This window comes from Desulforhopalus sp. IMCC35007, from assembly GCF_005116575.1.
Classification (GTDB): Bacteria; Desulfobacterota; Desulfobulbia; order Desulfobulbales; family Desulfocapsaceae; genus Desulforhopalus_A.
Genome location: NZ_SWCN01000006.1, coordinates 53,745 through 73,779 on the forward strand (window position 1 = coordinate 53,745; position 20,035 = coordinate 73,779).

At 39.1% G+C, this 20,035-nt stretch carries 15 protein-coding genes and 1 riboswitch; all 15 genes read left to right on the forward strand.

The window, feature by feature from the left end; all coding sequences use genetic code 11:
- Positions 1–11 precede the first annotated feature (11 nt).
- Positions 12–201, forward strand: a riboswitch (cobalamin riboswitch).
- Positions 202–327: 126 nt separating this feature from the next.
- The 15 genes from FCL48_RS25645 (at position 328) to FCL48_RS08090 (ending at position 19,930) form a co-directional block, all read left to right on the forward strand.
- Positions 328–453, forward strand: a complete 126-nt coding sequence (locus tag FCL48_RS25645; protein WP_256374282.1) for a hypothetical protein — start codon at positions 328–330, stop codon at positions 451–453.
- Between the two features lie 298 nt (positions 454–751).
- Positions 752–1,486: a hypothetical protein gene (locus tag FCL48_RS08025; RefSeq protein ID WP_136871747.1), complete on the forward strand. Its 735-nt coding sequence runs from the start codon at positions 752–754 to the stop codon at positions 1,484–1,486.
- A 74-nt stretch (positions 1,487–1,560) separates the two neighbouring features.
- Positions 1,561–2,610, forward strand: coding sequence for a polysaccharide biosynthesis/export family protein (locus tag FCL48_RS08030; protein WP_136871748.1), 1,050 nt, complete (start codon positions 1,561–1,563; stop codon positions 2,608–2,610).
- A 36-nt stretch (positions 2,611–2,646) separates the two neighbouring features.
- On the forward strand, positions 2,647–4,074 hold the full coding sequence (locus FCL48_RS08035; protein WP_136871749.1) for an O-antigen ligase: 1,428 nt from the start codon (positions 2,647–2,649) through the stop codon (positions 4,072–4,074).
- Between the two features lie 23 nt (positions 4,075–4,097).
- Complete coding sequence (locus tag FCL48_RS08040) at positions 4,098–4,826, forward strand: tyrosine-protein phosphatase (protein ID WP_136871750.1); 729 nt, start codon at positions 4,098–4,100, stop codon at positions 4,824–4,826.
- A gap of 55 nt (positions 4,827–4,881) precedes the next feature.
- Entirely contained in the window at positions 4,882–7,173 is a 2,292-nt protein-coding gene (locus FCL48_RS08045) for a polysaccharide biosynthesis tyrosine autokinase (protein WP_169309134.1), read from the forward strand.
- A gap of 86 nt (positions 7,174–7,259) precedes the next feature.
- Positions 7,260–8,426 carry a hypothetical protein gene (locus FCL48_RS08050; RefSeq protein ID WP_136871752.1) on the forward strand — a complete coding sequence of 389 codons (1,167 nt, stop codon included), beginning with the start codon at positions 7,260–7,262 and terminating at the stop codon, positions 8,424–8,426.
- Positions 8,423–10,096, forward strand: a complete 1,674-nt coding sequence (locus FCL48_RS08055; protein WP_240744787.1) for a J domain-containing protein — start codon at positions 8,423–8,425, stop codon at positions 10,094–10,096. The genes FCL48_RS08050 and FCL48_RS08055 overlap by 4 nt, the downstream gene beginning before the upstream one ends.
- An 84-nt stretch (positions 10,097–10,180) precedes the next feature.
- On the forward strand, positions 10,181–12,214 hold the full coding sequence (locus FCL48_RS08060) for a nucleoside-diphosphate sugar epimerase/dehydratase (protein ID WP_136871753.1): 2,034 nt from the start codon (positions 10,181–10,183) through the stop codon (positions 12,212–12,214).
- A 497-nt stretch (positions 12,215–12,711) separates the two neighbouring features.
- Positions 12,712–14,031: a lipopolysaccharide biosynthesis protein gene (locus FCL48_RS08065; protein WP_169309135.1), complete on the forward strand. Its 1,320-nt coding sequence runs from the start codon at positions 12,712–12,714 to the stop codon at positions 14,029–14,031.
- Positions 14,000–14,743, forward strand: coding sequence for a class I SAM-dependent methyltransferase (locus tag FCL48_RS08070; RefSeq protein ID WP_136871755.1), 744 nt, complete (start codon positions 14,000–14,002; stop codon positions 14,741–14,743). The genes FCL48_RS08065 and FCL48_RS08070 overlap by 32 nt, the downstream gene beginning before the upstream one ends.
- 146 nt (positions 14,744–14,889) lie before the next feature.
- Positions 14,890–16,104, forward strand: coding sequence for a glycosyltransferase (locus tag FCL48_RS08075; RefSeq protein WP_136871756.1), 1,215 nt, complete (start codon positions 14,890–14,892; stop codon positions 16,102–16,104).
- The gene (locus FCL48_RS08080) at positions 16,101–17,537 is read left to right on the forward strand and encodes a hypothetical protein (RefSeq protein WP_136871757.1); all 1,437 of its coding nucleotides are present in this window, start codon (positions 16,101–16,103) and stop codon (positions 17,535–17,537) included. The genes FCL48_RS08075 and FCL48_RS08080 overlap by 4 nt, the downstream gene beginning before the upstream one ends.
- Before the next feature lie 155 nt (positions 17,538–17,692).
- A complete protein-coding gene (locus FCL48_RS08085) occupies positions 17,693–18,814 on the forward strand; it encodes a glycosyltransferase (RefSeq protein ID WP_136871758.1) in 1,122 nt (373 codons plus the stop codon).
- A gap of 3 nt (positions 18,815–18,817) precedes the next feature.
- Positions 18,818–19,930, forward strand: a complete 1,113-nt coding sequence (locus FCL48_RS08090; protein WP_136871759.1) for a glycosyltransferase — start codon at positions 18,818–18,820, stop codon at positions 19,928–19,930.
- The last annotated feature ends 105 nt before the right edge of the window (positions 19,931–20,035 follow it).

The window sequence follows — 20,035 nt, forward strand, 5'->3', positions numbered from 1 at the left end:
GGGGGCTCGTATACTCTTTACTCAGTCAAGGTGTCGACACGACGCTAAATGGGAATCCGGTGTGAATCCGGAACGGGCCCGCCGCTGTGACCGGGGACGAAAATCGCTTATGCCACTGAACTGAGATTCTCTCGTTTGGGAAGGTGCGATGAGTAGGATGATTCGGAAGTCAGAATACCTGCCTTGACCATAATGCTTTGCTCTCCGAGGATCAGAGAGCTCTAGCGCCTATCTGTGGTGAAATCAGGGCCCCCAGATCAATACAATTGATCCGGGGGCTTTTTTTGTTTCCGGGTCGATATTTTCTCACACCTGGAGGAATTAACTATGGACAAGAAAGAACTGGCCTATGCAAAACAAACAGTCACTGCAGTCAAAGATTGGGACGCGTATCAGGCGGTGATAAGAAGTATCTCTAAAATATTGAGAGTGCTTCATTCTCCCCAAAAGTAACATGAATTAATTAGGCTTGATATTCTAACAGATCCCGCATACCATAATATTTAGTATGTGGGATTTGTTTTTTGTGATATAACGAGTAAAATATTGATTCTGTTTGTTCGAATATACATGAAATAATAGCTGTTTCACCTGATTTTATCACTGAACAGCCTGACTGATTGTATGAACCATATTTTTTGTTGAAAGAAAAACCTTGAAATTAGCCATACGCTGAGATAACTGTTACAAATGTATACTTCAAAGATGGTCAGTTGGGCGTAAAACGCAATGAATAAATAGAGAGGAAGAGATGAAAAAGACATTTTTAAAAGTAATTGCATTAACTGCGGCCCTGTCTTTTGGAGCAGTAAGTGTAGGTTTTGCAGCTGGTGGAAGTATTGGGCATGGTGATATTTCAGTTTTTAAAAATGGTCAGTTGTCAGCAAAATTATCAGGGCAAAATCCTGTTGAAGATGGAGCATTGCTGGTGTGTGATGGCAAATGTATGCTCAAGTCGGAAGGAATTTCTATAATTGCTACTGATAAATCACAGGTTGCTGTAACTAACGAAGACGACACGTTTAAGTTATATGTTAAAGAAGGCACTGTTGACTATGTAATTAGCAGCAATGCCAGAAAAATTGCTTTTTATACCCCACAGGGGACTTACACTGTTGCCGAAGTCGTATTTAACGCAAGTAACAATTCAGTGGTTAAAGGGTCTGTGACTGTTGCAGCAGATGGGCAAACTGAAATCAGTGTAACTGAAGGTAAGATGGTTTTTGCAACTGCTGATGGAATGAAGACAGTAGATGCTAATAATAAAATAGTTCTCGCCGTTGCACCTGCTGCAGCAGGTGGTGGTGCGGAAGCTAAAATTGGTACCGTCATCTTTGGTGCCGCTAGTTTGGGTGTCGTCGGGGGGGTAGTGGCAGCTATAGCTGACGATGATGATACACCGTCGGTGGCTGCTGCTGCGGCTCCAGCTCCAACTCCACCAGTTGTACGCCCAAGACCTACTCCGACAGCTAGTCCAAGCAATTAAATATTTATTTTTGATACACTTAAAGGGTTGTCTGCAGGCTAAAGACAACCCTTTTCTGATTGTTATCAGGCGTTATGCAAATCATGAAAAAATGTATTCAACGGTTTTTCTGTCTGGCTGGTCTATTACACTTATTGCTGGCTTTACTTCTACAAGGTTGTGGGAGTGATCCTCGTTTTAAGGAAACAGTTTCTATCGAGGAGTTTAAAAAGCAATCGGTGGAACAGGTTGCTGAAGTCAAAGAGAGTAATGTTCCATTAACTTCATCAATGCCAGAAGATGTCAGTGTCTCAGGTGATTATCTCTTGGGAGAAGGTGATTTGATTTCTATTCAGGTTTTCGAAACAGAAGAGTTGAATACTGAAGTCCGAGTTTCTTCTACCGGTGTAATTAATGCACCTCTGCTGGGAGATGTTAATGTGCTTAATCTCTCTGCTGCTGAGGCTGAGAAAAAAATCGAAAAGCTGTACGCCAAAGATTATCTTCATAATCCACATGTTGCTGTCCACATAAAAGAGCATGTAAGTAAGCAAATCACCTTATTAGGGGCTATAAAAACTCCTGGTACCTATAACTACGTTTCAAGAAGACGCATTTTAGACATTCTTGCCATGGGCAATGGGTTGACAGAAAAAGCGGGTTCTTTTTGCTATATTACCCGTCAAGATCCCAAAACTGGGAGTCGTGTGAGTTATATGGTTGACCTTGACGAGTTGATGAAAAAAGGTGATGTGGAGAGCAACCATACGATTTTGGGTGGAGACGTTATTTATATTCCGGAATCTGGGCAATGCTTTGTTGATGGTGCTGTGAGAAAACCCGGAACATATCCAATTAGTAATAATATGTCCGTTTCTGAAGCGATTGCACTTGCGGGTGGACTTGCCAGCTACGCCGATGATGACAGTATAAAACTTGTCCGTTATATGGGGAAGGGTAAAGAGCGACAGGTCGTCAGTATCAGCTATAATCAGTTGCAAGCTGGTGTGGGAGATACACTTTTTCTCCAGGATCAAGATATTATTTTTGCGGAATCCAGCGCCTCCGGGAAGTTGATGGCTGGATCAGGACTTACAATTGGTTTTATGGGGACGGGCGTTTCGTTTAGAGACCCTGAAAATTGATGATATTGATTGTCTCTGACATCTGTGAAACCTGAGATGCAATTCGAAAAAACCGCCCGGTATTTTGTACTGGGAATTATTGCAACAATTCCTCTTGTTTTTGGTGCGGTTCATCCTCTTCTCACCGGCGTTTACACATTTTTGTTGCTTGTTGGTCTTGGTGGCTGGCTTTTATTGAACCCGACAGAAAAAAAGACCTCGCCCTCTTTAAACATCCTTCTTCCTCTTATTATTATTCTTTGGATTGCACTTCAATCTCTTCCACTGCCTATTGAGATTGTTGAGTTTCTCTCCCCCCATCGTGCTGAGCGGGTGAGCATGGTCAATACACTGACTGGCACAATTCAAAAGTTCGTTACATTGAGTGAAAATGGTAGGGAAGGGCTGTACAAGGCATTATTTTTGCTGTCGTTTCTTTTGTACTATCAGACGCTTAAAAGACTTTTTGCTCAAGATAAAAATTTTTTGAATACTGTTGTCCTGGCGATTGTGGCAGTCGGAACTCTTGAGGCATTTTATGGACTTTTTCAGTTTGTTAGTCCCCAGGTTGGTATACTCTGGTTGGCGATAAAGGGGAGGGCTGCATATGGGACTATTATATATAAAAATCAATATGCTTCATTTTTGAATATGATTTGGCCTCTTGCGATCGCGAGTGGCTTATATTTTTTTCTCAATCAAAAGAAAAGGATACAGAATAAAAAAACAGAGAACCAAATCACGGCAACTCTCAAGGAGCTTGCGAATACTAAAATTCAGGCGATTATATATTTATTCGCAGCGGCTCTGATGTGGCTGGCCGTACTGTTCTCTCTCTCTCGAGGTGGAATATTGGCAATGGTCTTGGTTGCCATGTGTTTTATTTTTTTCCTCCCCTTTTCTAAAATGAGAAAACTGACCTGTTTAATGGCCTTTGTTGTCTTTGTGGGCAGTTATGGTGCTATACTTGGTCTGGATACCGTTGTGGCAAGGTTCAATTCAATGGGGTCTTCGGGGGCTGTGCGATTCGATATCTATCTTGCCTCGCTGCCCCTGCTCATGGATCATTGGTTGACGGGAATTGGAGTGGGGGCGTACACCTTGCTTTCTCCGGTTTATTTGAAAGGCTTTCCTGTGAATATACATTTTGACAGGGTGCATAATGAATACCTCGAATTGTTTATTGAACTCGGTATTCCCATGGCTTCACTACTGTTTTTATGGTTGGCGTTTCAGTTGGGCAGGATGCTACGCAACATAATAGATACTACTCGGCTGTTACAGCTTGATTTGAATCTCTTTCTTCCTGGTCTTGCTTCTTTTTGCGGACTATTGGGTTTTTTGATTCATGGTGTGGTCGATTTTGGCTGGAGGTTGCCTGCGAATCTTCTTTACGCCACGACATTGGCAGCCATTGCGACGTATTGTTTAGAGAACGGAATGAGGCAACCAAAAGGGAAAAAAGGGGAAAATAAAGCGACCTGATAATTAAACCGTTGGTTTTTCTGATGACAGAAATTCAAAACTTTATCGACATTCACACACATATATTACCCGCTTTAGATGACGGTCCGAAAAGCCTTCAAGAAAGCATTGCACTTGCACGTTGTTATGAGCGTGTTGGAGTTCGACGCGTAATAGCAACCCCTCATTTTATACCGGGAACAGCCTGGGCTCCATCAAAAGAAAAAATTATTCGATCGGTGGAGGCTCTGCAAAAAAACCTCAATGATGAAGGTGTTTTGCTGACGATTGAGCCGGGGATGGAAATAGCCTATCATACTAAAATGGCCGACCGGATTTACGCTGGAGAGCTTCTGTCACTTGGCAGTAGTGGATACTACTTGGTTGAGCCTGATTTTCATGGAGAACAGGACAGTTTATTAGCAACAGTGACCCTCCTATTGCAAAAAGGCATAAAAATTATCATCGCTCACCCAGAGAGGACTATGGGGTTTCAGGAACAACCTCAACTGCTTGAACGGTTGGTTAGCGAAGGGGCGCTTCTTCAAATTAATGCCGGCAGTCTCTTGGGAGAATTTGGCCCAAAGAGTAAGGCAATGGCAATATTTCTTGTTGAAAAACAGCTTTGCCACTTTTTTGCATCTGATGCACATAATTATGACAAAAGAGCACCAATAACAACGGCGGAATGGTACACTCTTGGTTGCCTGTCTGCAAACAGCAACTTGTGTAGGACTTGCCTGCAGAACATTTGTTGTGTTTTCGATGTCTAAGATATGATTGATAGTCATATAGTCTATGCGACTATAAAAAATATACATGGGAATTATGAAGCCAAATCAAGATCTGTATCCTGAACTCGACAATAAACTCGTTGTTCGAGAAGAGAAACAACACTATTTGCCGAGCACTGAGGTTCGGGAAATTGCACCAGAATTTAAAGACGAAATCGATCTGCGAGATCTGTTGGATACGATCATACGACGCAAAGCAGTTATCCTGATATGTCTGCTCTGTTGTTTCTCTGCTGTCACTTTGTATACCTTTACCGTGACTCCTCAGTTTAAGGCAAAGGCTGTGGTGCGGGTCTCTGCTCAGTCAGATAAGCTTACCCAGTTTGAAGGTATCGAATCCACTGCAGTGCAAACAATGGAATTCCAACAAACCCAGGTGCGATTGCTGCAAAGTGAGCAACTTGCCATCAGAGTAATGGATCGGATGGATTTGATGAATAATCCTCAATTCAATAGTGAAGCAAAAACCGCTTCTGGTGAAGCTGGGACTCCAGGTTTTTTTGATACTTTAATGTCGTTTGTCCGTCCTGGTGAGAGCGAGGATACTTTAAATCTCTTAAATGAAGAAAATCAAAATCTTATTGCCGTTGATCGGTCCTTATTACGTTTTCATGAATTGTTTCAGGTAAGTCCAATACGTAATAGTGAACTTATCGAGGTTTCTTTTACTTCGACCTCCCCCGCGTTGGCCGCAGAAGTCACAAATACGACCACGGATGAGTTTATCAATATGCATATGGACAGCAAACTTAAGGCGTCCCGTGATGCGAGCAGGTTCCTGGCAAAACAGATTGAAGCAGCACAGATCAAGCTTGAAAAATCTGAAATTGAATTACAGGAATTTGCGAGAAAGATAGGAATTGTATCTCTTGATCCGAAATCAAACCTTGTGATGAAACAACTGGAAGAACTCAATGAAGCTTTGGCAAAAGCACGATCCAACCGGATTTTGCAGGAGGCAAGATACCAGCAGAGTCTGAATGGAGATTTCCGCAATCATTTTCAGATGATTGATAACGAGTTAATTCAAAACCTTAAAAATAAACATGCGTCTCTCCTTGCAGAGTATAAACAGCTGAGCGCAACGTTTAAGCCGATGTATCCCAAAATGGTACAACTGAAAGCGCAGATGGATGATATTGATGCGAGCATTAATGCAGAAAAGCGTGCAATTATTGATTCCATAAAAAACGACTATGATACAGCGGTTAAAACAGAAGAGTACTTGCTTCAAAGAACGGAAGAGCAGAAGAAGCGTGCTATGGATTTAGAGGAAAAAGCGACACAATACAAAATATACGAACGGGGTGTGGAAAGTAATAAATCCATCTATCAGAGCCTTCTGCAACGATCAAAAGAAATTGAAGCGACAGTCGGTGCATCTGTGACAAATATCGAGATCATAGATGCAGCTCGTCCTCCGTTATTCCCGTTCAAGCCACGGGTTCCATTAAATCTCGCTCTTGGTTTTACTTTGGGATTGATAACTGGTGTCGGGGCAGCTTTTCTTCTGGAGTATTTCGACAACACAATCAAAAATCCTGACGAAATGACAGATCGTTTCGGTATTCCTGTACTTGGCCTCATCCCCTTTGATAAAGATGCTGTGGATAATCGAAACCTCATGGCTTTGAAGTTTTTCAATGAGCCCAGATCTCCTGTTGCTGAGGCATTTCGAACGACAATGACCTCAGTGCGTCTTTCTGTGGCAGATTCTCCACCCAAGACAATTCTTGTCACGAGTATTCTGCCCGGTGCCGGTAAAAGCTCTCTATCCAGTAACTCATGTTTATCGTACCTGGCTGAGGATGAACGGTGCCTGCTGATCGATGTTGATCTTCGGAAACCAAGTCTTCATAATGTATTTAAAGGTGGTATTCGGGGTAAAGGGCTCTCCTCAGTGCTCAGTGGTATGTCTAAGCTCTCTGAGGTTATAGGGCAGACAGAATATCCAGGCCTGGATTTTATCAGTAGTGGCCCACTTCCTCCCAATCCTGCCGAACTGCTTTCCTCAAAGCGCATGCGGCAGTTGCTACAACTTGTCTCAAGAAACTATGACAGGGTCATTCTTGACGGCCCTCCCTATCAGGGATTTGCTGAAATACTTGTTCTATCCAATATGGTTGATGGGGTCATACTGGTTTCAGTTGAAGGCAATACGCCGCGCGAAGGTGTGAAACATTTTAAGCGGGCTGTAACGAACGTCGGTGGGCGGATACTTGGTGCAATAATTAATAAGGCAGGGCAAAGGAAGGGGTATAGCTCATATAGCGGCTATAAATATTACTCATACAATTATGAGTATGGCAAAGATTCGGAAAGCTGAACACAACCATGCTTTGGAACCTACTGCAGAATAGAATTTTACGGATATCTTGTTTCGTCGTCCTTCTTGTTTGTGGAGTGCTGCAGATGAGACATGCTGTGTTTGAGCAGCAAGTGTTTGGAGGACGGATAGGAAAAGTTCCAATTGACCAGATACGGGATGCGGGGCTTCTTAATCAACAGGCAAAGAAAAAACACCTTTTTGATGCGGATACTAAGACCGCTACTCTGCTGTTGCAGCAGGCCTTGATTAGTACCCCTTATGCAATACCAGCTTGGCTGAGCCTTGCTGAGCTGTATAACGATCAAGGGGAAAAAAAACTGGCATTTCAAGTCTTGGAATATTCAGACCAGTTGCTCTCAGGGGTAAAGCGCTGGCGCTGGGAAAAAACCCTTGTTGATTATCAGGTCGGAAGAACTGGAATGCTGCCCGCTGAATTGAGTTTTATTATTGGTGAAATTCCGGGAAAGCCTCGAACGGATGCCCTGCAGTTGTCTTTTACCCTGTGGGATAACCCTGCTGATCTTTTGGCTAATATTGGTTTATCGAATATCGAACACTTGTTTGACTATACAATCCAGAAAAACCTCCCTCAAAAAGGCCTTTTCTTTTGGAGGGTTATCCAGAATAGCAACATATCTTTGAGTGAAATAAAGACCGTATCTTTCTTGGAGATGCTTCTTCGTAATGGAGACGTTAATGCTGCAAATGGAATTTGGAAAACCCATTTTCATAGTGCATCAGTTATTTTCAATGGAGATTTTAAAAAGAGATTTCTGCAACAGGCATTTGGCTGGAGACAATCCAGTAGCAAAGATTTTACCATGAACTATGAGCGCAAAGCCGATAAAGAATCTCCCGGAGTACTTCATTATAATTTCAAAGGATGGGAGAATGTAAACTTTCATCATCTCTATCAGATTGTGCCTGTTGATGGTGGACAGCATTATACATTTAGCGGGGAGTTTAAATCAAAGCGCCTTACCACAGATCAACGACCTTTCATTGAGGTCTACGGTTATAAATGCAACACTCCTTATGCAAAATCTGAAATGGTGCAAGCTGACCAGGATTGGTCTTCTCTTCATCTGAATTTTGTCGTCTCTGAAGAATGTCAAGCTGTCGTCGTAAGATTGCGGAGGCAGGAGAGTCATCAAATAGATAATAAATTGACGGGTCAGATGTGGCTGAGGAACTTTGAAATTGAGAAAATCGCTGATCCTTATACTGCACTCGATGGGTTAACTGAATGAACTCTCAGCAAAAGCCTCTTATACAAGAGCTTATGAAAGCGTTTACGACCCATTCAAGTATGGACGCGACTCTTTCATTCGTTGCCAGCAGGGGTGGTTTGCTTTCGGCCTGTCAGACTCTCCTTAAAGATCTGGAGCGAGACGATACACAGAGTGTTGAGTGGGTGAGAGTTGAATGTGAAAAGTATTCTCTGACATTCCGTTCTTTTGTTGATCAGCTCTCTCAACTTGTCTCCCTTTTTGTTCCTACAGAAGATATCGCAGATTATTTTTCTATCCTTGGTTTACAGGCAGGTGCAGGACATGATGAAATAAAAAAAAGTTACCGTAAGCTCAGTTTACGTTATCACCCCGACACAGCCACGGGAAGTGACCCGGACGCATCTGAAAAGTTTATGCAGATTACTAAGGCCTATCACATCTTGATAGGACGCAATGATCAGCCTCGGCCAAATGTGGCATCATCTCAAGCAAGTAATTGGGAACCCAGAAGACAAAAATCAATTCATGCAGGAAGGCAGAAAAAACTGTTCGTATGGGTTTTGGGGCTTGTAACGATATTGTTGATTTTTTCAGCTGTTACTTCGAAGGTGTATAAAAGAAAGGCCATGCTTGCAGGACTGAAAGAAAGTAGAGGTGCTTTTGTTCCGCCCCAAACAAAACATGAGATAGATTTCGCTGACAATGAAGAGGAAGCTAAAAATCACCCTCTGTTAATGCCTGAAAAAGAAGAGACTTTTCAATTTGACCATGAAAGTAAAGAGGATATTATTGCGTCTACGGAAAATAAAGCAGAATCAGAGGACGTAAATCAAAAAGTAAAATTTACGAGCGATGTTGAGTCGGTTTCTAAACCCGTTGAGCCACCTTATGGTGCGAATGGAATTGAGGTTCGGGAGGAAAAGGTTGGTGAGGTATTAGCTCAACAAATACCAACCCTGTCAAGAGATGCAGAAAAAAAACTCCAAAAACCACCGCTAAAAAATCAATCTTCAGATTCTGCTGAGAAAAATAATATCACCATAGTTCAAGTGGGTCCAGACCATGTTCATCTTAAGAGCCAGAATCAGAGTCAAAGCGATGATCCACAAGTTGAGGGAAATATCCCATTAGACAAGGACGCTATATCAAGCAATGGCACAAAAGATCATTTGGATCGAGGAGAACAACCTGTTCTCAGCTTCAATGAAGCTGAGGTTGCAAAAGCTGATTCTGAAACGTCTGGAGTATATTCTAAAAAGAACAAAGAGGTCTTGGTCAGTGTTCCCGTGGTCGAGGAAGATAACAGGCAAACGTCTTCAGGGGAAGTAGACCTTCAACGTAAAATTGACGTTTTTTTTGCTCATTACATTAGCGCTTACGAACAGCGAAATCTTATTCTTTTTTCCCGATATTTTGATGCAGATGCCACAGAGAATGGGAAGTTATTTACGACAATGCTTCCAGTTTATATGGATCTTTTCGCTACAACATCGAGCCTTAAAATGGATTTAACAATTTCTTCTTGGAAGAAAGCAGGTAATGGAGTTTCAATTGATGGCCGGTTTAAGGTAGACTTCTTGTATACTGACGCGAGAGAAATCCATGGCTCTGGCGCCATACACTTCATGTTAAAAGAAAACAACGGTGAATTTCGAATTCAATCAATGGAATATGAATTTGATCGTTGACGCTATATATGATAATTTTGTGAGAGGTATTTCTTTTCCAGTATATATCCAGTTTAAGATAGGTTTACCAGGTTGATATAATTTATGTTACTTGCTTTACGCACCACACTGCTCCTTCAACTTTCGATTGCGAAACGTATAAGCTGTAATCCTAAATTCTGGATAATTTTATCTGTAGATATTGTTTTCATTATTCTATCGCTTTATTGCGCCTATAGTCTTCGTTTTGAGGGAAATTTATTTGCTCTTGAGCAGTTTTCCCAGTTTTTAGGAATTTTACCAATTATGGTTTGTGTAAAAATTCCAACTTTCTATTTTTGGGGTCTCTACCGAGGAATGTGGAGATATACCAGTACAGAAGATCTGTTTAATATTTTGAAAGCGACATTTATTGCCACTATTATTCTGGTTGCAATTTTATTATTCATCAATCGCTTCTCCGGCTTATCGCGCTCGGTCTTTATCCTCGATACGATTTTCACCTTCCTGTTGATATGTGGCCACCGTGTAGGGATACGTTTTCTCTTTAATACCTCCTACAATACAAAAGACTTATTGGGTGAAAGAGAACCGAGGGCTAAAAAAAGGCTACTTCTTGTTGGGGCTGGAGATGCAGCAGAAAAGATACTTCGTGAGTTAAAAACTAACCATAGCCTTCCCTACACCCCCATTGCTCTATTGGATGATGATCCACAAAAAACGGGCTTAAAAATACATGGTGTTCCCGTGGTTGGTCTCGTTGAGGATTTGAAAGAACATGCATTATTCACCAAAGCTGAAGAGATTCTTATTTCCATCGCCTCAACAAACGGCAAGGAAATGAAGCGACTTGTCGAATTATGCCAAGGGACAAAGATTCCCTTTAAAGTTATCCCTGTATATGGGGAAATATTGAATGGGAATATCTCTGTGAGGTCTATACGAGACCTCTCATATAATGATCTTTTAGGCAGAGAAGAAGTCGATCTCGAACAGGATAAAATTGGTGATTATCTCGCTGGGAAAACCGTGCTTATCACCGGTGCGGGTGGTTCTATTGGTTCAGAATTGTGCCGTCAGATCTTACGATTTTCTCCTGAGCAACTTGTTCTTTTTGATAGCAGCGAGGAAAACCTTTATAATATCCAGATGGAACTGCTGCATGAAAAGCATATCACTAATGCGATCACAATTCTCGGGAAAGTACAGGATTTAAGGCTGCTTAATCTCGTTTTTTGCCAGTATCGACCGACTGTTGTGTTTCACGCTGCCGCATATAAACATGTGCCGCTGATTGAACGAAACCCCTGGCAGGCGGTAAACAACAACATCTTTGCTACGCAGTTGCTCATTGAAACATCTATTGTCTATCGGGTAGAGCGTTTTGTTTTGGTTTCCACCGATAAAGCGGTCCGGCCGACCAACGTTATGGGAGCCTCGAAACGGATTACTGAGTTACTTATGCAGGCGTATGATAGCAAAAACTGGGATGGGACCTTTAGTAGTACATGGCAGGAAATGGGTAAGGATGTTGAATCGTTTCCTGACCTTATCCGTAGCGCCCCCAACCACGATACTCGCTTTATGGCAGTACGTTTTGGCAATGTCATTGGCTCCTCAGGCTCTGTTATCCCTCTTTTTAAGAGACAGATTGAACACGGCGGCCCTGTAACAGTAACTCACCCTGAAATTACCCGATATTTTATGTCTATAGATGAAGCGGCTCAGTTGATTTTGCAGACTGGGGCAATGGGGAATGGTGGTGAAATATTTATTTTGAAAATGGGTGCGCCTGTCAAAATTGACAATATGGCCCGTGACCTTATAAGACTTGCAGGGAAAGAGCCTGATACAGAAATTGAAATTAAGTATACTGGGCTTCGAGAAGGGGAAAAACTTTACGAAGAGCTCATTACTGTTGGTGAGGGGATTGTTGATACTCACCATAAAAAGATCATGGTGCTTCAAGGGAACTGTTTTATTGCCTGCACAGAATTGCATAATTATCTAGAGGACCTTGCAAATGAAAGCCGAGCACATGATAGTTTAGGAATTAAACAATTGTTAAAACATATAATCCCAGAATATATTCCAGATATTTCTTTTGAAAAATCTGTTGGCTATTTTGAACCGAGCTAATATTATAAAGTCTTCCCGTGTTAGATAGAAACCTTTCTTGATTAAAATCTAAGAACTTTAAAGTTTCAATTCAGTTAATAGAGCTGAGGCTCTCAGTTAGAAAGAAATGAATTACCTTAACTCTCTACTATGCAAGATGTTATCGTGGAGATTTTTGATCGGTGTAGGACGCTCTGATTTGTCTAGAGATAGTAGGTAATTGTATTCACTTAGAAAAAATCTGGACCACTAAAGGCAAGCAGCCGAAACGTATGGACGGATCAGGTGGTTGAAAAGGCAATATGCTTGGTGAACTAATGCGAAGTAAATTTAGGATCTAGCATGTTTACTTTGTGTGAATATAGCACAGAGAAAGAGTGTTTGAGCTGTAGTTGCTTTGAGTTGAGTTAAAGTAATCAATGGCTGGATAAGGGGTAAATTGAAATGTTTGTAGGTTGTAGTGTGGATTTTCGTTTGTGTGAGAAATGAAGGAAAAGCGAATAAATACCTGTGTCAATATGGAAATTAAAGTTTCACCTACCTCAAAACGACTTTCTTTATGGCATAATTTTTCTTGGAGTGTCACAGGGAGTTCGGTCTATGCGGGATGTCAATGGGGAATATTGGTATTGTTGGCAAAACTGACGACCTCTGAAATGGTTGGTCAATTTTCATTGGGGTTGGCGATTACTGCTCCAATTATAATATTCAGCCAGCTTCATCTGCGTGCTGTACAAGCTACTGACGCAAAATATGAGTACGAGTTTGGGCACTATATAGCACTGCGTTTAATGACAACGATGCTCGCTTTGATTTTGATTGCTTGTGTGGTCATATGGGGTGGGTATAGTCACTTCACTGCTCTAATAATTTTAGTATTAGGCATCTTTAAGGCTTTTGAATCTATGAGTGATGTTTTATACGGTTTTATACAGAAACATGAACGTATGGATTATATTGCACGCTCACTTGTGTTACACGGGATCTCATCAATAATTGTGGTGGGATGCGTAGTTTTATTCACTCACAATGTGTTGGCTGGTGTTGTTGCATTAGCCACCACGAGGGGACTGGTTTTGTTTACTTATGACCTTTATAATGTGAAGGTTATGTTGAACGATAATTTGAATGATCCAACTTCAACTTGGGGGAAGTGTTTCAATATAAAACCAACGTTTCGAGTACGAAAGCTAAAAGCACTTATACAGCTTACTCTACCTCTTGCATTTGTGATGACAATGATTTCGCTAAAAACAAATATTCCAAGGTTGTTTATAGATGACTACTGTGGAGCTCGTGAACTTGGTATATATACTGCGTTAGCGTATTTGGTCGTTGTGGGTAACACGATTGTATCTTCGATAGGACAATCTTGTGTTCCTCGTATGGCGAAATATTATGCCACAGGTGAATTAAATAAATATAACAGCCTGTTATTTCGGATCGTTTCTCTTGGTGCAATTATCGGTTGTGGAGGGATGCTCGTGGCATTTTTTTTTGGACCATCGCTGCTAGCTGCTATTTATCGCCCTGAATATGGACAATATCCAGATCTATTGGTGATTCTGTTTAGCGCTGGAGCATTGTCTTATATTAACTCGCTATTGGGGTATGGGTTGACAGCCACGCGAAATTTTAAAATATTTTTGCTACCATATATTATTATTACAGCAATGGCTTTCACCTTATCCGTACTCGTTATTCCTAGTTATGGATTGAAAGGGGCTGCTTGGGCTGATTTATTTTTAAATTTGATAAATCTAGTCATGTTTATAATACTATTACACAAAAATACATGGAGGGAGCGTGCAAAATCAACTGCGAAAGATATTGTTTGAACAATATGCCACGCATTATAGACGAGCTAATAAAGATGTTGAACAAATTTCAAGAAAGGATGAGGATTCATTTAAAATTATGTATGGTCAATATCTTGAGTCATTGTCTCAGGATAGCCTAGTCCTTGATGCCGGTTGTGGGAGTGGGTTACTTCTACAGCAGCTAACGAAATATACAAATATAAAGCCTGTTGGCGTGGATATTTCAAAAGGGCAAATCGATAAAGCCCGTGAATGTTTGCCGAATACAGAATTGATCTGTTCTGATGCACTAGAGTATTTAAAAGATCATAAGAAAACTTTTTCGGGTATCTTTTGTACTGATGTATTGGAACATTTAGAAACTATTGATCATTGTCTTGAATTTGTTAGGGCTATGCAGAGTGCATTGATTCCTGGCGGATTCTGTATAGTTAGAACTCCAAATGCTGCGAATTTAACATCAAGTTATACTCGATACATGGACCTTACACATGAAAGGTCATTTACGCGGACCTCACTATTGCAATTGTTAGAGTCAGGGGGATTACAAGAACTTGAAGTTATTTCAGAAGCTGCTAAACATTTTACTGGTACCATTCGGTTGTTTGTTGAACGGTATTTTCATAAAGTGCTTTTTATGCTTTGTGGTCGTGGATTAGAGTATGTGTTTACAAAAAATGTTATTTTATTAGGATACGCAATTAATAAAAGAGAAACGACAAACAATTGAGGGGCCATATCGATTTTACGCACTAATTTTTGGTCCAATATCCTAATTGACCAATCGATATGTATTGATTTGGCTTAGATAGAGTGTAAAGAATGATTAACCTTGTGGTTAAATTTACTGTTTATTCTTTGAAGGAATGATCGATTTTGAAACAAGCCGAAAAAAACAAGAAATCTATATTAGTTGATTTGATAGCTACACAAACCGATGGACAATCAAAATTCCATGGTGGCGGGGAGTATGCAAAAGAGATTTTCCATAGTATTCTAAAGAATAGAAATCATCAAGAAATAACGTTTATATTTGACCCTTCAAGACCGTTAGACTCAAGCATAACAAGAAAGTTTGATACACCAGGGTGTCAATTTGTAGCTATAAAAGATAATAAAAAATTACAAAAAATTTTGTCGAATAACAAGTTTGAAGTGTATTACGCTCCTTTATTTCGAAAAGATCATTTAGCACTCGAATTTGGAGAGACAAAATTTATTTTGACCATTCATGGCCTCCGAAGTATCGAAATGCCTCGAGATAAGTTTGAGCTGTATTATTCCTTTAGTATATGGTCTTTAATGAGATTTTGCTATCGTATGCTTTTTTCAAAACACGATATTCAAAGAAAAAGAAATATATATTCTGTTTTGTCTAGAAAAGCTGATGTGATAGTAGTTCCATCAAATCATACAAAATACTCTTTGCTCTCATCAATAAAAAATATTGGTGAGGATAAAATACGAGTGCTCTATAGTCCAAGAAAAGCAAACAATCGATCGATGAATGATAATTTTGTCGAAAAGTTGGTTCTAGAAGATCAAAATTTTATTCTTTTAATATCATCAAATAGGTGGCTTAAGAATGCTTATCGGGCGGTTAGGGCAATAGATGAACTGTATTCTCAAGGGATATCTATACCATCAAAAACACTTCTGCTTGGAGTCACTAATCCGTGGACATTCAAATTCATTAAAAATAAATCTAGGTTTATTTTAAAGAACTATGTTTCCCAAGAAGAATTAGATTCTTGTTATAAAAAAGCAGCTCTCTTTGTTTATCCGACGCTCAATGAAGGGTTTGGATATCCACCATTGGAAGCTATGAAATATGGGACGCCTGTTGTTGCCTCGGCAATAGGCTCTATTCCTGAAATATGTGGCGACGCTGTTATGTATATCAATCCGTTGTCTGTGGATGAGATTAAGACACGTATAACACAATGTTGTTGTCAAGAAGGGGTTATAGAGAATTTGCGTGAAAAAGGTCCCAAACAATCTAGTTATATAGGTTTGATGCAGGATGATATGCTGGCTACACTTACGCGTTTAATACTTTTCGGGGAAAATAAGATCTCGTTATCACAATGATACCAATAGAAAGTCTATTTGATCAACAAGCCAAAAAGCAAACAATATTTATTATAGGACGCACAGAGTTTATGCTTTCTCTGTTGTGTTGTTTTGCTATTTTGCTGGTGAATCCTTTGTCTGTACCATTATATATAATTTTTGCAATAGCAGCCCATTTAACTCGTCCAATTTTCATCCAGTACGCTTTTCAAGGAAAAAACACTGTATTATTGAGTTTTGCTGTTTATACCCTTCTTGCGCTGCTCATTTTCACCGCGCAGATGTATACGCTACCAAATTATGAGGGATTGTCTGGGCCTGAAGGTGGAATTGGAACAGACGACACCTATTTTTATACCCAAGCAACGAAAGACGTTGATTTTAGCCGCAATGGCGCTCTCAGAGCTTATTCTTCAGTCATGCATCCGTTCTCAATTTTTTTAGGGACATTTGTTCAGATGATTGAATTTTTTCGTGAGTGTCATTTAGTCGATTTATTGCTTCTTAATGTGTTTGCACTATCCTTTATACCATCATTGTGTTCTTTGGTAGCGGTCAGATGTTTACCTTTGTGGTATGAATCTCCTTTAGGACCTAATAGTATACAACTTGCCTATTGGCTTGCGTTAATGCATTTTTCTCTTTGGGCAGATGGTTTAATACTCATTAGAGATGGTTGGACAGCATTATTCTTTACTGTTGCTCTGTTCTCTCTTATTAATGGATCAATTTTCAAATTTTTGATTGCGACGATCTGTTTAGCGTATTTTAGAATAGCATCAGCAATAATGTTAGTTTGTAGTGTAATGCCGTTATTACTTCCGATATCTATAAAAAAATTAAAAAAATACGCATTTTTAATATTGCTTCCTTTAAGTGCAATAGTCGTAATTGTAATTGCTTATGCTGTGTCTTCAGGTTATGTAGATGAAAAACAAATATCATTTCTTCGAAATGATTATGTTAATTCATTTATAGCCAATGCTGCTGACAAAAAACAAGATTCGTCAATCCTCTTTATACTATCCAGTATGTCCTTCTATTTACGAATTCCATTAACTTTTGTGTTTTTCTTTTGTGCTCCTTATACTAGTCTAAATATTGTGACTGATGGTGTTTTTGTCCCGCGATTGCTTTTAAATTTTTTTGCAGGAGTTTTGAATATTGTTCTTCTTAAATGGTGGGTTCAATCATTGGTTGTGGCATTTCAGATCTGGTTAAAAAAGCGGACTGATTTGTTGCTATATTTACATCTTACGTATTTAATAGGTATTTTCCTTGTATCAACGATGTCTCTTCAGTTGAGACATAAAACTATGCTTTTGCCATTGTTGTGTGTTTTAGCTGCTCATGGATTTGCGATTCGAGAATTTAGAGTTCGGACTATAGGGAATATAGTCATGCTTTTAGTGTTTCTTGTAAATATTTTTAATGTAGTCAGGAGTTTCTAACTGGAATTATTAATTTGATCACTTACTGGTTGGTTTCCGATTCTGAAGATTGATTACCATAATACCAGTAACTGGTTCATATTATTTTGTATTATAAAGAATTTAACCGTAAACTATTACAACTCTAAACTCTATATATTGTTTTAGCACATGACATGAAAAAAAAAGTTTTACATTTCATTTTGGCTTATAAAATAGGTGGAACTGCCATAAACAGTTTAAGATTTATACAGGCATCCCAGGACAAATATTTACATTATTCATTGGGCCTTGAACCTACCACTCCAGAAGATAGAATTATTCTTGAGGACTTTAAAAACAATGTCGTCAAAGCTTTTGAAGTAGATGTGACTAAATTTTCCCTCAATTCATTATTTAAAGTTCTTGCAGTTGTAAAGGAGGTGAGCCCTGATATTATACATGTCAATGGTAAAGGAGGAGCATTGTACGGTTTTTTCGCAAAAATATTTTATAGAAATATTAATATGTTCTATACATTTAGGGGTTTTCATATGCCTTTTGGTGGGGGGAAAAAAAAATTATATGTTCTTTTCGAAAAGTTTTTTTCGTCTAGTATCAATATGTGTATAGCGGTATCCGAATCTGAAAGGCAATATTATTTAGATGAAATTAAGACAAAGGGTGAGAATGTAGTTGTTATAGCTAATGGTATTACGGTGGATAGACGAGAACTGCCAATTAAAGTGCGAAAGGAAACAGATAAATATAACATTAATATTATCACCTTATCGCGGATGTGCTATCAGAAAGATATTATTACGATGTTGAAGGCTTTCGATCTTGTTCAGCAAAACGATGTAAGTCTTCATATTTTTGGAGGTTACATCAGGAAAAACGAATCCCAGGAAAAATATAAACAAGAAGTTGATGAAACATACGTAAAAATGAAAAATAGAAATAGAATCTATTTTTGGGGCGATTTACCTATGGCCTGTGATATCATTCATAATTTTGATATTTACTGGAGCACTGCGGTTTTTGAAGGTTTGCCAAGTGCTATAATTGAAGCCATGATGAGTGAGATATTAGTTGTTGGTACTGATTGTAGAGGCAATATTGATTTAATTATACCTAGGGAAACTGGGTTGTTGACAAAAATGAAATCCGTGAACGATAATTATGAACAACTCAATGTCGCTATTAATCTAGTGAGGGAGAAGGCTGCAGGTAAAATGATAGGGAATGCATTCAGGCTCAGTGGAGGATATTCTATTGAGAATAATGTTACACGATTAGACTCTCTGTATATGTCGTAAAAAATGAAAATAATTACACATTTCTTCAAAACATTTTTTCCTTATACTCAAGGAGGGCTAGAGGAGGCTATCAGACAAATTGGCAAATATTCAAATGCCTGCGGTTTTGAAACTAGAGTTGTTTGTCAGGCACACGAGAATAGTTATTCTGTTGTAGATGGAATTCACGCTTATGCTTTTAAATCATGTTTTGGACATGAGTCAGCTCCTTTCAGCCTTCAATTAATAAAAGAATATAAAAAATTTATTCAAGAAACTGATATTATACAAATACATTATCCATCTACCTGTGATGAGTTGTATTTTAGTTTGATAGGATTGAAAAAGCCAGTTGTTATAACCTTCCATTGCGCTATTAATAAATGGAATGTATTAAGAAAAATATATGAGCCATTTGCAAAAAGACTCTTTAGCAAAGCAACTGTCATAGTACCTACAAGTCAGAACCTTCTTGATTCAAGCCTGATATTACAGAATTATAGAGAGAAATGTGAAGTCATAAATCTTTGGATAGATGAGTCCAGATTTCAGGGGGGGGATGAAATCGATAATGAATTTATTGCTAAAGTTAATGGTCTAAAAAGGTATACTTTGTTTATAGGAGTTTTAAGATGGTATAAAGGCCTTCATGTTTTATTGGATGCTTCAAAATCTATTAATGGTAGTATCTTAATAGTGGGTGAAGGACCTATGTTTGATGAATTGGCTGTGAGGATTAAAAAAGAAAACTTAGTTAATGTCCATTTGCTAGGATTTCAACCCGAATGTAACCTGAAATATTTGATTCAAAACTCTAGTTGTCTTGTTTTACCCTCTGTGTCTCCTTCTGAAGCTTTTGGACAAGTTTTGTTAGAATCTTCGTTTTATGGAAAGCCGATGGTTTCAACTGAATTGGGAACTGGAACTAGTTTCGTCAATCTAAATAACGTAACCGGCTATGTAGTTTCTCCTAATGATTCATATGGGTTGCATTCCAAAATTAATAGCTTATTTGCCAATAAAAATCTAAGAGAAGAATTTGGAAAAAATGCGAGAAAAAGACTTCAGTCCAATTTTACCGCTCACATTCAAGGTCAGCGCTATGTAGATCTGTATAATAGATTACTGAACAGCTAATATCAGTATTTTTTATCTTTGGCATGATAGGTCTTTTTTCTGAACAGTGCGTAAAATAAATCAAAAAGAAGAAATGTTTGTTTCTTTTAGAAGATCTTACCACAA

What these genes read in the sequence shown, in the direction of transcription:
- FCL48_RS08090 (WP_136871759.1), top strand. Translation starts at nt 18,818, where the DNA reads ATGAAAATAATTACACATTTCTTCAAAACATTTTTTCCTTATACTCAA.
- FCL48_RS08060 (WP_136871753.1), top strand. Translation starts at nt 10,181, where the DNA reads ATGTTACTTGCTTTACGCACCACACTGCTCCTTCAACTTTCGATTGCG.
- FCL48_RS08025 (WP_136871747.1), top strand. Translation starts at nt 752, where the DNA reads ATGAAAAAGACATTTTTAAAAGTAATTGCATTAACTGCGGCCCTGTCT.
- FCL48_RS25645 (WP_256374282.1), top strand. Translation starts at nt 328, where the DNA reads ATGGACAAGAAAGAACTGGCCTATGCAAAACAAACAGTCACTGCAGTC.
- FCL48_RS08045 (WP_169309134.1), top strand. Translation starts at nt 4,882, where the DNA reads ATGAAGCCAAATCAAGATCTGTATCCTGAACTCGACAATAAACTCGTT.
- FCL48_RS08050 (WP_136871752.1), top strand. Translation starts at nt 7,260, where the DNA reads ATGAGACATGCTGTGTTTGAGCAGCAAGTGTTTGGAGGACGGATAGGA.
- FCL48_RS08080 (WP_136871757.1), top strand. Translation starts at nt 16,101, where the DNA reads ATGATACCAATAGAAAGTCTATTTGATCAACAAGCCAAAAAGCAAACA.
- FCL48_RS08065 (WP_169309135.1), top strand. Translation starts at nt 12,712, where the DNA reads ATGGAAATTAAAGTTTCACCTACCTCAAAACGACTTTCTTTATGGCAT.
- FCL48_RS08030 (WP_136871748.1), top strand. Translation starts at nt 1,561, where the DNA reads ATGCAAATCATGAAAAAATGTATTCAACGGTTTTTCTGTCTGGCTGGT.
- FCL48_RS08055 (WP_240744787.1), top strand. Translation starts at nt 8,423, where the DNA reads ATGAACTCTCAGCAAAAGCCTCTTATACAAGAGCTTATGAAAGCGTTT.
- FCL48_RS08035 (WP_136871749.1), top strand. Translation starts at nt 2,647, where the DNA reads ATGCAATTCGAAAAAACCGCCCGGTATTTTGTACTGGGAATTATTGCA.
- FCL48_RS08040 (WP_136871750.1), top strand. Translation starts at nt 4,098, where the DNA reads ATGACAGAAATTCAAAACTTTATCGACATTCACACACATATATTACCC.
- FCL48_RS08085 (WP_136871758.1), top strand. Translation starts at nt 17,693, where the DNA reads ATGAAAAAAAAAGTTTTACATTTCATTTTGGCTTATAAAATAGGTGGA.